At 72.2% G+C, this 12900-nt stretch carries 16 protein-coding genes; 9 read left to right on the top strand and 7 right to left on the bottom strand.

Annotation, left to right across the window (positions count from 1 at the left end):
- Window positions 1–16 precede the first annotated feature (16 nt).
- The gene (locus tag EJF31_RS18930) at window positions 17–1021 is read left to right on the top strand and encodes an aldo/keto reductase family protein (RefSeq protein ID WP_125038722.1); all 1005 of its coding nucleotides are present in this window, start codon (window positions 17–19) and stop codon (window positions 1019–1021) included.
- On the opposite strand, the gene EJF31_RS18925 is transcribed toward EJF31_RS18930, so the two are convergent.
- Window positions 939–1826: a hypothetical protein gene (locus EJF31_RS18925; RefSeq protein WP_125038721.1), complete on the bottom strand. Its 888-nt coding sequence runs from the start codon at window positions 1824–1826 to the stop codon at window positions 939–941. The two genes, EJF31_RS18930 and EJF31_RS18925, sit on opposite strands and share 83 nt — an antisense overlap.
- On the bottom strand, window positions 1823–2416 hold the full coding sequence (locus EJF31_RS18920) for a DUF3043 domain-containing protein (protein ID WP_260430964.1): 594 nt from the start codon (window positions 2414–2416) through the stop codon (window positions 1823–1825). Before EJF31_RS18920 ends, EJF31_RS18925 begins: the two co-directional genes overlap by 4 nt.
- A gap of 148 nt (window positions 2417–2564) precedes the next feature.
- Between EJF31_RS18920 and EJF31_RS18915 the strand changes: the two genes are divergently transcribed.
- The 5 genes from EJF31_RS18915 (at window position 2565) to EJF31_RS18895 (ending at window position 6424) form a co-directional block, all read left to right on the top strand.
- Entirely contained in the window at window positions 2565–3350 is a 786-nt protein-coding gene (locus EJF31_RS18915; RefSeq protein ID WP_185736350.1) for a PspA/IM30 family protein, read from the top strand.
- Window positions 3347–3625: a hypothetical protein gene (locus EJF31_RS18910; RefSeq protein WP_125038720.1), complete on the top strand. Its 279-nt coding sequence runs from the start codon at window positions 3347–3349 to the stop codon at window positions 3623–3625. Before EJF31_RS18915 ends, EJF31_RS18910 begins: the two co-directional genes overlap by 4 nt.
- A 42-nt stretch (window positions 3626–3667) precedes the next feature.
- The gene (gene htpX, locus EJF31_RS18905; RefSeq protein ID WP_125038719.1) at window positions 3668–4576 is read left to right on the top strand and encodes a zinc metalloprotease HtpX; all 909 of its coding nucleotides are present in this window, start codon (window positions 3668–3670) and stop codon (window positions 4574–4576) included.
- Between the two features lies 1 nt (window position 4577).
- Window positions 4578–5150, top strand: a complete 573-nt coding sequence (locus EJF31_RS18900) for a hypothetical protein (protein ID WP_125038718.1) — start codon at window positions 4578–4580, stop codon at window positions 5148–5150.
- A 74-nt stretch (window positions 5151–5224) separates the two neighbouring features.
- Window positions 5225–6424, top strand: coding sequence for a GAF domain-containing sensor histidine kinase (locus EJF31_RS18895; RefSeq protein WP_260430984.1), 1200 nt, complete (start codon window positions 5225–5227; stop codon window positions 6422–6424).
- Between the two features lie 12 nt (window positions 6425–6436).
- Here EJF31_RS18895 and nadA read toward each other — a convergent pair whose 3' ends face one another.
- Both nadA and EJF31_RS18885 read right to left on the bottom strand, forming a co-directional pair.
- A complete protein-coding gene (gene nadA, locus EJF31_RS18890) occupies window positions 6437–7609 on the bottom strand; it encodes a quinolinate synthase NadA (RefSeq protein WP_125038716.1) in 1173 nt (390 codons plus the stop codon).
- Between the two features lie 20 nt (window positions 7610–7629).
- The gene (locus tag EJF31_RS18885; protein ID WP_260430963.1) at window positions 7630–8538 is read right to left on the bottom strand and encodes a GNAT family N-acetyltransferase; all 909 of its coding nucleotides are present in this window, start codon (window positions 8536–8538) and stop codon (window positions 7630–7632) included.
- Window positions 8539–8572: 34 nt separating this feature from the next.
- On the opposite strand from EJF31_RS18885, the gene EJF31_RS18880 reads away from it, so the two are divergent.
- Window positions 8573–9658, top strand: a complete 1086-nt coding sequence (locus EJF31_RS18880; protein WP_125038715.1) for a glycerate kinase — start codon at window positions 8573–8575, stop codon at window positions 9656–9658.
- A gap of 83 nt (window positions 9659–9741) precedes the next feature.
- The gene (erpA, locus tag EJF31_RS18875) at window positions 9742–10104 is read left to right on the top strand and encodes an iron-sulfur cluster insertion protein ErpA (RefSeq protein ID WP_125038714.1); all 363 of its coding nucleotides are present in this window, start codon (window positions 9742–9744) and stop codon (window positions 10102–10104) included.
- 61 nt (window positions 10105–10165) lie between these two features.
- Here the strand turns inward: erpA and EJF31_RS18870 are convergent, their stop codons facing one another.
- Window positions 10166–10408, bottom strand: a complete 243-nt coding sequence (locus EJF31_RS18870) for a hypothetical protein (protein WP_125038713.1) — start codon at window positions 10406–10408, stop codon at window positions 10166–10168.
- 92 nt (window positions 10409–10500) lie between these two features.
- Here EJF31_RS18870 and EJF31_RS18865 point away from each other — a divergent pair, with 92 nt between their 5' ends.
- The gene (locus EJF31_RS18865) at window positions 10501–11475 is read left to right on the top strand and encodes a carbohydrate kinase family protein (protein ID WP_125038712.1); all 975 of its coding nucleotides are present in this window, start codon (window positions 10501–10503) and stop codon (window positions 11473–11475) included.
- Between the two features lie 4 nt (window positions 11476–11479).
- Here the strand turns inward: EJF31_RS18865 and EJF31_RS18860 are convergent, their stop codons facing one another.
- Together EJF31_RS18860 and EJF31_RS18855 are read right to left on the bottom strand one after the other, a co-directional pair.
- On the bottom strand, window positions 11480–11713 hold the full coding sequence (locus tag EJF31_RS18860) for a sulfurtransferase TusA family protein (RefSeq protein ID WP_125038711.1): 234 nt from the start codon (window positions 11711–11713) through the stop codon (window positions 11480–11482).
- On the bottom strand, window positions 11710–12852 hold the full coding sequence (locus EJF31_RS18855) for a cysteine desulfurase family protein (protein WP_125038710.1): 1143 nt from the start codon (window positions 12850–12852) through the stop codon (window positions 11710–11712). Before EJF31_RS18855 ends, EJF31_RS18860 begins: the two co-directional genes overlap by 4 nt.
- Window positions 12853–12900 lie beyond the last annotated feature (48 nt).

The following is a 12900-nucleotide window of genomic DNA, read 5'->3' as shown; positions in this document are numbered from 1 at the left end:
GGGTAGGGTCGGGTCCATGAAGACTCGCAACCTCGGTTCGTCCGGTCTCAAGATCTCCGAGATCGCCTACGGCAACTGGCTCACCCACGGTTCCCAGGTCGAGGAGGACGCCGCCACGGCGTGCGTCCGCCAGGCCCTCGAGGAGGGGATCACCACCTTCGACACCGCCGACGTCTACGCCAACACGGCCGCCGAGAGCGTGCTCGGGCGGGCCCTGAAGGGGGAGCGGCGCGAGGGCCTGGAGATCTTCACCAAGGTCTACTGGCCGACCGGCCCCGGCAAGCACAACGACCACGGCCTGTCCCGCAAGCACATCATGGAGTCGATCAACGGCTCGCTGACGCGGCTCGGCACCGACTACGTCGACCTCTACCAGGCCCACCGCTACGACTACGAGACGCCGCTCGAGGAGACGATGGAGGCCTTCGCCGACGTCGTCCGCCAGGGCAAGGCGCTCTACATCGGCGTCTCGGAGTGGCGCGCTGAGGAGATCCGTGAGGCGCACGCGCTGGCCCGCGAGCTGCGGATCCCGCTGGTCTCCAACCAGCCGCAGTACTCCATGCTCTGGCGCGTCATCGAGTCCGAGGTCGTCCCGACCTGTGAGGAGCTCGGCATCGGCCAGATCGTCTGGTCGCCCATCGCCCAGGGCGTGCTGACCGGCAAGTACCTCCCGGGCCAGGCCCCGCCGGAGGGCTCGCGCGCCACCGACGAGAAGGGCGGGGCGAACATGATCTCCCGCTGGCTGCAGGACGACGTCCTCGAGCGGGTCCAGCAGCTCAAGCCGCTGGCCGACGAGGCCGGGCTCAGCATGGCCGAGCTGGCCGTGGCCTGGGTGCTGCAGAACGACAACGTCTCGGCCGCGATCATCGGCGCGAGCCGCCCCGAGCAGGTGACCCAGAACGTCAAGGCGGCCGGCGTCACCCTCGACGCCGGGCTGCTCAAGAGGATCGACGAGATCGTGGACCCGGTCGTGGAGCGCGATCCGACGAAGACGGTGTCGCCCCCGCGACGGGACTTCTGACCCCGTCCTCGTTGCTCAGCAGGATGGCGCCGGCCGTCGACAGGACCAGTCCTGCCACGACGGCCGGCCACCATCCGGGGCGCACCCCGTCGCCCAGGAGCAGGACGCCGATCACGGCCGGGACGAACGTCTCGCCCACGATCAGCGGGGCGGTGCTCGCCGAGACCGGCGCACGGTCCAGCGCGATCGAGTAGAGCCAGAACGCCAGCACGCCGTAGACGGCGACCGCGGCGGCCGCCACCACGATCGCGACCGTGACGGGCGTCCCGACCCCGCGCACGGCGATCGCGGACCCGGCGTAGCCCAGCCCGCCCAGCCAGCCGAGCGAGCTCCCGCTCAGCCCGGTGCCGCGCCAGCCAGCCAGCGCCAGCGCGACCGCCCCGGCCCAGACGGCCACGGCGAACCACACGTGCACGACCAGGTCGCCGGGGTCACCGGAGCCGACCGAGAGCAGCACCAGCCCGACCACGACGACGGCCACGGCCCACCAGTGCATCGGGGTGAGCCGCTCGTGCACCACGGTCGAGGCGATCGCGGTGACCGGCAGCGACATCGCGACCGCGGCCTGGGCGAGGTAGAGCGGCAGCAGCCAGATCGCCACCGCATGCAGCACGAAGCCGAGCAGGTAGGCCACGACGACGCCGACCGTCCACGGGTCGCGCGCCGAGCTGACCAGGAAGGCCCGCAGGTTGGTCGGCGAGCCGTCGAGGCGCCGTACGGCGTGGGCCTGGACGACGGCGCCGAGCCCGAAGAGCAGGGCCGCGACGAGCGCGGCGGCGATCCCGAGGACGAACCCGCTCGTCACCGGTAGTGCTCGGGGAGCTCCTGGCCGATCTTGACCTTGGCCTTGGGGAGCCGCATGAACTTCATCTGCAGCGCACGGGTGATCGCGTAGTAGGTCAGGCCCTTGCCCGACTCGTCGGGGAAGCGCGCGGCGAGCTGCTTCTTCAGGCGGAAGCGGAGCAGCAGCATGTCCAGGATCACCAGCAGGATGGTGCCCATCAGGATCGTGTTGCCGATGGCGGCCAGGCGCGCGTTGCCGCTGTAGCCGAGCACCATCGTCACGACGAGCAGCGGCACCATCAGCTCGATGAACGAGAAGCGGCTGTCGACGAAGTCGCGCACGAACCGGCGCACCGGGCCCTGGTCGCGGGGGAGGTAGTAGCGCTCGTCGCCGGCCTTCATCGCGGCCCGGACGTTGCGGCTCGACTCGGTGCGGGTCTCGCGCTGCGCCTGGGCGAGCTCCTTGCGGGTGCGCGGCACCTTGGCGCGCGCCCGGGCGGCCGCCTCGGCCTCCCGGCGGGTGGGCGTGGGACGGCCCTTGCCGCCCTCCTTGGCGAGTGCCTCGGTGGCGGGGGCATCAGACTTGGTACGACGGAACACGCGTGGCCTCACGACGAGCTCGATCCGGGTCTGACCGAGCGGTGGAACTTGGGTCCTGCCAACCCTACCGGCGTGCTCGCACGGCCTTGTGTTTGCGCCTAGGGTGAATCACACAGACCCACCACGTCACCACCGCACCGCCACGAGAGGCCGTCACCCCATGAGTCTCATGAAGCGCATCAGCCTGATCTTCCGATCGAAGGCCAACAAGGCCCTCGACCGTGCCGAGGACCCACGCGAGACCCTCGACTACAGCTACCAGCGCCAGCTCGACCTCCTCTCGAAGGTGCGCCGCGGCGTCGCCGACGTCGCCACCAGCCGCAAGCGCGTCGAGCTCCAGGTCAACCAGCTCGAGTCCCAGTCGGCCAAGCTCCAGGACCAGGCCCAGAAGGCACTGGAGATGGGTCGCGAGGACCTCGCCCGCGAGGCGCTGACCCGCAAGTCCGGCGTCACCGGCCAGATCACCGACCTCAAGGCCCAGCACGCGCAGCTCCAGGGCGAGGAGGAGAAGCTCACCCTCGCCCAGCAGCGGCTGCAGGCGAAGGTCGAGTCGTTCCGGACCCGCAAGGAGACCATCAAGGCGACCTACACCGCGGCCGAGGCCCAGACGCGCATCAACGAGGCGATGTCGGGGATCGGCGAGGAGATGGGCGACGTGGGCCTGGCGATCCAGCGGGCCGAGGACAAGACGGCGCAGATGCAGGCCCGGGCGGGCGCGATCGACGAGCTGATCGCCTCCGGCGCCCTCGACGATGCCAGCGCGATCGGCCGCGGCGACGACATCGCCCGCGAGCTCGACGCGATGAGCTCGCAGGCCGACGTGGAGGCCGAGCTGGCCCGGCTCAAGGCGGGCTCGGCACCCCAGGCCATCGAGGCGGCCGAGGACGGCGGCGACATCCTCGCCGCCGAGCCGGAGAAGAAGGCGGCCGAAGGCGGCGCAGAATGATCGTCCGCATCCTCGGCGAGGGCCAGTACGACGTCTCCGACGACGCCCTGACCCGGCTCAACGAGCTCGACGCGGCGGTCGAGACAGCCGTCGAGGGTGGCGACGAGGCCGCGTTCGCGACCGCGCTGGAGGCGCTGCTCGAGGGCGTCCGGACCGTTGGCGTGCCGCACGCCCTGGACGCCCTGGACGAGTCCGACCTGATTCTCCCGGGGTCCGACGCGACCCTGGAGGAGGTCCGCGACCTGCTCAGCGGCGACGGGCTGATCCCCGGCTGACGCTGTCAGACCCTGTTTGGCCCCCCGGACAAGACTGGATCCATGGCTCGCACCCGCTTCGTCCCCGACCGGGGGCTCACCGCGCGGATGACGCTGGTGATGTTCCTGCTCGGCGCGCTCTTCGTCGCGCTGGTCGTGGCGCTCATGTACGCCTTCAGCAGCTTCGCGCTGATCATCGGGATCGGCGGCCTCGGTGTCGCCTGGTACCAGTGGTACTCCTCCGACACCCTCGCCATGCGTGCCATGCGGGCCCGTGAGGTCACCCCGGAGGAGGCTCCCGAGCTGCACGGCATGATCGACCGGCTCTGCGCGATGGCCGACATGCCCAAGCCGCGCGTCGGGGTGGCCGACCTCGACCTGCCCAACGCCTTCGCCACCGGCCGGTCGCCGGACCGGGCCGTGGTCTGCGTGACCACCGGCATCCTGGGCCGGCTCACGGCCGAGGAGCTGGAGGGCGTGCTCGCCCACGAGCTCTCGCACGTCGCGCACCGCGACGTGCTCGTCATGACGGTGGCCTCCTCGGCCGGCATCGTCGCCGGCATGCTGACCCGCGGCGCCCAGTGGGGCGGCCTCGGCTTCTTCGGGCGACGCAACAACAACAACGGGGGAGCGCCGGCGTTCCTGGTCGCCCTCGTGGTCAGCCTGGTCGTGTACGCCGTGAGCTTCCTGCTCATGCGGCTGCTCTCGCGCTACCGCGAGCTGTGCGCCGACCGGGCCGGCGCCTACCTCACGATGAAGCCCGGCGCCCTGGCCTCGGCCCTGCAGAAGATCACCGGCGAGATATCCACGATCCCGCAGCGGGACCTGCGCGCCTCCAGCGCCATGAACGCCTTCTTCATCGCGCCGGCGATCAGCGGCATCTCGATGCACAGCATCACCTCGACCCACCCCTCGCTGGAGCAGCGGCTCGAGCAGCTCGCCCGGATCCAGGCCGAGCTCGGGCGGGCCTGACGTGGGCCTCTGGGAGACGCTCACCGGGCGCACCCGCCCCAAGCAGGCCAACCTGGACTCGCTCTTCCTCGTCCCCAGCGCGGCGGTCACGCTCCAGACCGCCGCCGGGCTGGTGCCCACGGGGGACGGCGCCGTGTGCTTCCGGGCGGTGGCCGGCCCGGCCTTCCAGCAGGTCCGGGACGACGTGGTCCGGCTGCTCGACGACGACCCGGACGCCCCCGACGTACGCCTCTCGACCGACGAGTTCGGCTACACGTGGCTGGTCGCCCACCGCGAGCCCGACGACGTGTCCGGCCTGTGCACTGACCTGCATGCGGTCAACACCGCGCTGGAGGAGCAGGGCTTCGGGTCCGGGCTCCTGTGCTCGGTGGTGCCGTTCGCCGACACCGCTGGTCGCAGGGTGGGGCTCGTCTACCTCTACAAGCAGGGCACGTTCTACCCCTTCGCGCCGACCGGCGCCCAGGCGCGGGACAACCTGCTGGAGATCCAGGTCCGCGACCTGCTCGCCGCCGAGCTCCCCGTGGAGAAGGAACTTTCTCGCTGGATGGCGCTGTGGGGCGCACCTGGCCTGTGAGTTGTCGCTAGCATCTGACGACGGCTCGGGGGACGACAGCCACTGGGGAAGGGCCTCCGCACGACGTGACGACGATGATGCAGCGCGACGCCGAACGCGTCGCCGAGATCGGCAACTACCGGGTCCTGCTCCGTCCGCCCCGCAGCGACCTCCAGGCGCTCGTCGAGGTGGCGGCGCAGGTGGCGCAGGTCCCGATGGCGACCATCAACCTCGTCACCGACACCGAGCAGCACCAGATCGCCACCCACGGCTTCGACGCCTCGGTGTGCTCGCGCGAGGACTCCATGTGCAACCTCGTGCTGCACGCGGGCCACCCGGTGATCGTCCCCGACGCGAGCCGCGACGACCGCTTCAAGGACAACCCCTTCGTCACCGGGGTGATCGGGCACGTGCGGTTCTACGCCACCCACCAGCTCGTCACGCCGCAGGACGTCGTGATCGGCACGCTGTGCGTCTTCGACACCCAGCCCCGCACGTTGTCCGACGACCAGGAGCACGCGCTGGTCACCCTGGCCGACCGGGTCGTCGACCTGCTCGAGCTCGAGCTCCGCACCCGTGAGCTCAGCGCCACGGTCGAGCAGCTCAGCCAGGCCCAGGCCGAGCTGCGCCGGTCCAACGAGCAGCTGGCGGCCTTCGCCGGGCAGGTCAGCCACGACCTCCGCAACCCGCTCACGGCGGTGTCGATGTCGCTGCGGATGATCGGCGACACGGTCGAGGAGCAGCCCACCGACGACGGCGAGATCGGCTGGCTGGTCACCCGGGCGATCGGCGGCGCCGACCGGATGCAGAACCTCATCGACGACCTGCTCTCCTTCGCCCGGCTCGGCGGCGAGCTCAACCGGGTCGAGGTCGACCTGTCCCGGGTGGCCGACGACGTGCTCGACGACCTCTCGACGGCCCTGGAGGGCGCCACCCTCGACGTGGCCGACCTGCCCACGGTCACGGGTGATCCCGTGCAGCTGCGGGCGGTCCTGCAGAACCTCGTCGCCAACGCCGCCAAGTTCACCCGCCCGGGTGCGAAGGCCGAGATCACCGTCTGCGCCGGTCGCCGCGACGACGTCTGGCGCATCGAGGTCTCCGACCGCGGCCTCGGCATCGCCCCGGAGGACCGCGAGCGGGTCTTCCAGCCGCTCGCTCGCGTCGACGAGGACGTCGACGGCTCCGGCATCGGCCTGACGACCTGCCGCCGGATCATCGAGGCGCACGGCGGCACGATCGGGCTCGCCGAATCGCCGTGGGGTGGCACGACCGCCTGGTTCGAGCTGCCGGCCTGACGCCGACCCGGGTCAGTCCTTGTGGGACCGGCCCGGCAGGTCGAGCATCCGCTGCAGCGCGACCTGCGCCCAGCGCTCGGTCTCGGGGTCGACCTCGATCTGGTTGACGACGGTGCCGGCGACGAGCGACTCCATGGCCCACACGAAGTGGGGGAGGTCGATGCGGTTCATCGTCGAGCAGTAGCAGACCGTCTTGTCCAGGAAGGCGATGTGCTTGTCCGGGTGGGCAGCCGCGAGCCGCTTGACCAGGTTGAGCTCGGTGCCGATGGCCCAGCTGGAGCCCGCCGGCGCGGCCTCGATCGTCTTGATGATGAACTCCGTCGACCCGACGAGGTCGGCCTTGAGCACGACCTCGTGCTGGCACTCGGGGTGCACCAGGATCTGCACGCCGGGGATCGTGGCGCGCAGCTCGTCGACGACGGCGGGGGAGAAGCGTCCGTGGACCGAGCAGTGGCCCTTCCACAGGATCATCTTCGCGTCGCGCAGCTGTTCGGCGGTCAGGCCGCCGTGGGGGCGGTGCGGGTCCCACACGACGCAGTCGTCGAGGGTCAGGCCCATCTTGAGGACGGCGGTGTTGCGGCCGAGGTGCTGGTCGGGCAGGAACAGGACCTTGGCATCGGGCTTCTGGTCGAAGGCCCACTCCAGGGCCACCTCGGCGTTGGAGGAGGTGCAGACCGCGCCGCCGTTGCGGCCGCAGAAGGCCTTGATGTCGGCCGAGGAGTTCATGTAGGTCACGGGCACGACGGAGTCGGCGATACCGGCCTCGGTCAGGGCGTCCCACGCGTCCTCGACCTGCCGGAGCCGGGCCATGTCGGCCATCGAGCACCCCGCGGCGAGGTCGGGCAGGATCACCTTCTGCTCGGGCCCGGTCAGGATGTCGGCCGACTCGGCCATGAAGTGCACGCCGCAGAAGACGATGAACTCCGCCTCCGGCCGGGCGGCCGCGTCGCGGGCCAGCTTGAAGGAGTCGCCGGTGACGTCGGCGAACTGGATGACCTCGTCGCGCTGGTAGTGGTGGCCGAGGACGAAGACCCGGTCTCCCAGCGCCTCCTTGGCGGCCAGTGCCCGAGCCACCAGGCCCGGGTCGGAGGCTGCCGGCAGGTCGCCCGGGCACTCGACGCCGCGCTCGGCGGACAGGTCGGTGCCGCGTCCGAGCGGCAGCAGGGGGAGGTCGACGGTGGTCATGGGCCCAATCCTAGGGTCCGCTACAGCAGGGCGCCGTTGTGGAGGTACGGCGTGGGCGGCTCCATGCCGCGCAGCCCGAGGTAGCCCTCGGTCCGCAGCTCCAGCCGCGCCGCCAGCCCGACGTCGATCGCCCAGTGGTTGGCGGCCGTCACGTGGGGCACCGACGCGGTGCCCCCGTCGTCGGGTCCCGTGTCGGCCAGGGCCGTCCACAGCAGCCGGCTCGCCGTACGCCGGTTGGTGGCCGCGAGCAGCGCGACCGAGCCACCGCCGACGTACGCGTACCCCGCCCCGGTCGTGGTGTCGGAGACGAGGAGCCGCCAGGTGTCGAGCAGGACTTCGTGGTCGGGGCCGTGGGCGGCGCCGCGGGTCAGCCGGTCCACGGAGTCCATCAGGTCGATGTCGCCAGCCGACCCCTCACGGACCTTCTCGCCGGTCCCGACCGGGATCGCGGTGCGGTCGACGGCGCCGTGCAGGTACATCTGCGGGTGCAGCGTGAAGCTCGCCAGCCGGTAGCGGCGCACCGCCCGGGGGTCGCTGGAGCTGGACAGCATCCCGCGCAGCGAACCCCGTCCGTGGTGCAGGGCCGCGGCGAGCAGCGGCCTGCCCAGCCCCTGGCCCTGGAGCGCCGGCCGCACGGCGTAGGTCGCCAGGCACCAGAGCTTCTCGCGGTTGTACGACGTGGCGAAGCCGAGCATGCCGCTCGCGTCCTCGGCCACCCAGCAGCCCTCGGGGTCGGTCTCGAGGAAGTGCCGGGTGCGACGCACCCAGGCGGCCCCGCGCTCCGGGGGACGGATCACGGGCTCGGGCAGTGAGCGGGGGTGCATCCGCAGGTCGAGCTCGTGGAACGCCTCGGCGCTCAGACGTTCGGCGGTCTCGACGTCATCGGGTCGCATCGGCCGGATCGTCGCCTCGGGATGCTGGTCGCTCACCCGCTCAACCTAGGCGTCGGCAACAATGCCGCGCATGCGCATTCTGGTCGCCCCCGACAAGTTCGCCGGCACGCTCTCGGCGGTCGAGGCGGCCGGCGCGATCGCGACCGGGTGGCGACGCCACGCGCCCGACGACGAGCTCGACCTCGCCCCGATGTCCGACGGCGGCCCCGGCTTCGTGGCCGTGCTGCACGCCGCTCTCGGCGGCCAGCTCCTCGCGGTCACCGCCTCCGGTCCGTTCGGCACGACCATCCCCGCGACCGTGCTGCTGGTCGACGGGACGGCCTACGTCGAGAGCGCCCAGGCCTGCGGCATCCACCTCACCGGCGGCGAGGGCACCGAGTCCGCCTCGACCTTCGGGGTCGGCGAGCTGGTGCTGGCGGCGGTCGGCACGGGCGCGCGCCGCGTGGTGGTCGGGCTCGGCGGCAGCGGCACCAACGACGGCGGAGCCGGCCTGCTCTCCGCCCTCGGCGCGACCGCCGACCGTCGGCTCGACGCTGGGGCCGCCGGGCTGGACGGGATCACCCGCATCGACGTGGCGACGGCCCGGGCGCGGCTCGGTGACGTCGAGCTGGTCGCCGCCTCCGACGTCGACAGTCCGCTCACCGGGCTCTTCGGGGCCACCAAGACCTTCGGCCCGCAGAAGAACATCCCCGAGGACCGGCTGCCCGTCGTCGACGGCTGGCTGGAGCAGCTCGCCGCCGCCGTCGATCGGCGTACCTCGCTCGAGAAGGGGGCGGGGGCCGCGGGCGGCCTCGGCTTCGCCCTGCTGGCGCTCGGTGCCACCCGCGAGCCCGGCATCGGGCTCGTGGCGGAGGCGGTCCGGCTCGCCGAGCGGGCCCGGCAGGCCGACCTGGTGGTCACCGGCGAGGGTGCCTTCGACTTCTCCAGCCGCAGCGGGAAGGTGCCCTACGGCGTGGCCGAGGTCGCGGCGCAGGCGCTCCGGCCGTGCGTGGCCGTCGCGGGCCAAGTGCTGGTCGGGTCCCGTGAGATGCGGGCGCTCGGCGTGGAGTCGGCGTACTCCCTGGTCGACCTGATGGGGGAGGAGCGCGCCTTCGCCGACCCGGCCGGCGCGCTGGCCGACGTCGCTGCCCGGGTCGCGCGGACCTGGTCACGGTGATGCGGTCGGGAGGCTGGGAATAACCGCGCATGTGCGACCATTGACCCAGTACCAGACCTCCACCGACCCACGGGAGCATGCACATGACCGAGCAGGTCGAGACCACCACTGAGCGCCGCACGGACCAGATCAACCTGAGCGACGTCGCGGCCGGCAAGGTGAAGAGCCTCCTCGAGCAGGAGGGCCGTGACGACCTCGCGCTGCGGATCTCCGTCCAGCCGGGTGGCTGCTCGGGCCTCCGCTACCAGCTCTTCTTCGACGAGCGCACCCTCGACGGTGACGTCGTCACCGACTTCGACGGCGTGTCCGTCGTCGTCGACCGGATGAGCGTCCCCTACCTCAACGGCGCGATGATCGACTTCGTCGACTCGATCGAGAAGCAGGGCTTCACGATCGACAACCCCAACGCGACGGGTTCCTGCGCCTGCGGCGACAGCTTCCACTGAGCTGAGACATGCGAAGAGCCCCCGGCCGATGGCCGGGGGCTCTTCGCATGTCTGGGGCAGGTCAGTCGAGGTGCAGGCTGAGCGCGTTGGCGATCCGCGCGGCGGCGTCGCTGATCTGGATGTCGCGCTTGGCGATCTCGCGCGGGTAGTCCTCGAAGTGGATCGAGGGGGCCGGCTCGATGGCGGCCTTCGCGGCCTTGCGGAACCGGGGGTTCTCACCGAGCGCTCGGCAGTCGGCGGACATCTCCTGCACGGTGCTCGCGTCGTCGTAGGGGAGGCGCGTCGTGGGCTTCGCTGCAGTCATGTCAGCGACGTTATTGGCTACCGATGGGTACACCTAGTCGTACCCGTCAGTAGGAATTCGTGCCGTCGACGAGGCGTCGGTAGGGTCGCAGCATGTCGCTGCTGATCGCCGGCTCCATCGCCACCGACCACCTCATGACCTTCGGGGGCAAGTTCGCCGACTCCCTGGTGGTGGAGCAGCTGGACAAGCTGTCGGTCTCCTTCCTCGTCGAGGACCTCGAGATCCGGCGCGGGGGTGTCGCCCCCAACATGTGCTTCGGCCTGGGCCGCCTCGGCCTGCGCCCGGTGCTCGTCGGCGCGGCCGGCGAGGACTTCGCCGACTACCGCTCCTGGCTGGAGCGCCACGGCGTCGACTGCGAGTCGGTGCACATCTCCGACACCAAGCACACGGCCCGCTTCGTGTGCACCAGCGACTCGACGATGGCCCAGTTCGCCTCGTTCTACCCCGGCGCGATGAGCGAGGCCCGGCTGATCGAGCTGGCCCCGATCGTGGCCCGCGTCGGCGCCCCCGAGTACGTCCTGATCGGCGCGGACGACCCCGACGGCATGCTGCGCCACACCGAGGAGTGCCGCCAGCGCGGCTACCCGTTCATCGCCGACCCGAGCCAGCAGCTGGCCTTCGGCGAGGGCGACCTGATCCGCAAGCTCATCGACGGCGCGACGATCCTGTTCTCCAACGAGTACGAGTCGCACATGATCGAGAAGAAGACCGGCTGGTCCGGCGAGGAGGTGCTGGCCCGCGTCGGCACCCAGGTCACCACCCTCGGCGCCGACGGCGTCAAGATCCTGCGCACCGGCGAGGACCCGATCGAGCTGCCCGCCGCCAAGAACGTCACCGCCCTCGAGCCGACCGGTGTCGGCGACGCCTTCCGGGCCGGCTTCCTCGGCGCGATGACGTGGGGCGTCGGGCTCGAGCGGTCCGCGCAGGTCGGCTGCGTGCTCGCGGCGTACGTCGTGGAGACGGTCGGCACGCAGGAGTACACCTTCACCGCCGAGCAGTTCCTCGGGCGGCTCGAGGAGTCCTACGGCCCCGAGGCGGCGGCCGACATCGCTCCCCACCTGGGGTGAGGGCTCAGCTGACCCGTCGCACGGTGTAGCGGGGGGCGCCGTCGGCGGCGGAGTCCTCGCCGACGTACTCCTGACCGCGCATGCGGCAGAACGCCGGGACGTCGACGCGGGCGGCCGGGTCGTGCGCGACCACGGCCACGGTGCCGCCGACCTCGACGTCGGCCAGGTGCCGGCCGAGCTCGATGATCGGCCGCGGGCAGAGCAGGTCGCGACAGTCCAGCTCGACGTCCGGCGTCACAGCCCGGCCTCCCGCCGGATGCCCGCGACCACGTCGGGCAGCACCGCGAGGAACCGCTCGATGTCGTCGGTGGTTGTCCCCCGCCCGACCGAGACGCGGACGTTGCCGTGGGTGAGCACGCCCATCGCGGCCAGCACGTGGCTGGGCTCCAGGGTCGAGGCGGTGCAGGCCGAGCCGCTCGCGACGGCGAAGCCGCGACGGTCCAGCTCGGTGACGAGCGCCTCGCCGTCGACGTAGAGGCACGAGAACGTTACGAGGTGGGGGAGCCGCCCGACCGGGTCGCCGACCACCTCGACGTCGGGGATGTCGGCGACGCCCGCACGGATCCGGTCGACGAGCGCCGACTGCCGGGCGTTGGCCGCCTCGCGCTCGGCCACGACGGCCCGCAGCGCGGCGGCCGCGGCCAGGGCGGCCGGGACGTTCTCGGGGCCCACGGTGCGCTCGTCGGGATCGCCCGGGAAGGGATTGGCCCAGCGGGCGCCCTTGCGCACGAGCAGCACCCCGAGGCCCGGCGGCCCGCCCCACTTGTGGGCGCTGCCGGCCGCTGCGGCCCAGCCGGCCGGGAGCGGGAGCCGACCCATCGAGGCGCCCGCGTCCACGAAGAGGGGAGTGGGGCCGATGGCGGCGGCGATCTCGGCGACCGGCTGGAGCGTGCCGACCTCGTGGTTGGCGCTCTGCAGGGCCGCCACGGCCACCCCCGGCGCCGTGGCCGCCGTGACGAAGGCCTCCGCGTCGACGCGCCCGAGGCGGTCGACCGGCACCGGGACGGCCTCCCGGTCGGGCCAGGAGGCGGCGTGCAGCACGGCGGAGTGCTCGACCGCGGAGTGCACGATGGTCGCGCCCGCCCGGGCGCGGCCGCGGGCCAGCCCGAGCAGCCCCCGGTGGACCGCCTCGGTGCCGGACCCGGTGAAGGACACCTCGTCGGGGCGAACGCCCAGGCACTCGGCCACGACCGCCCGCGCGTTGTCCAGCACCAGGCCGGCCGAGCGGGCGGGCCGGTGCAGGCGGCGGGGATCGGCGTACCCCTGCTCGAGGGCGGCCAGCAGGACCTCCCGCGCGGCGGGGTGCAGGGGCTCGGCGGAGGCGTGGTCGAGGTACGCCGGCGCGTCGGGCTGCCCGGACCCGGAGGCTTTGGTCACACGCCGAACGTACCGGGTGCCCCACCCGCCACCGGCGGCGGTGATTCC

Origin of the sequence: Nocardioides sp. LS1 (assembly GCF_003865225.1) — a bacterium.
Lineage (GTDB): Bacteria > Actinomycetota > Actinomycetes > Propionibacteriales > Nocardioidaceae > Nocardioides > Nocardioides ginsengisegetis.
This window is presented reverse-complemented; position numbering and strand designations above follow the sequence as displayed.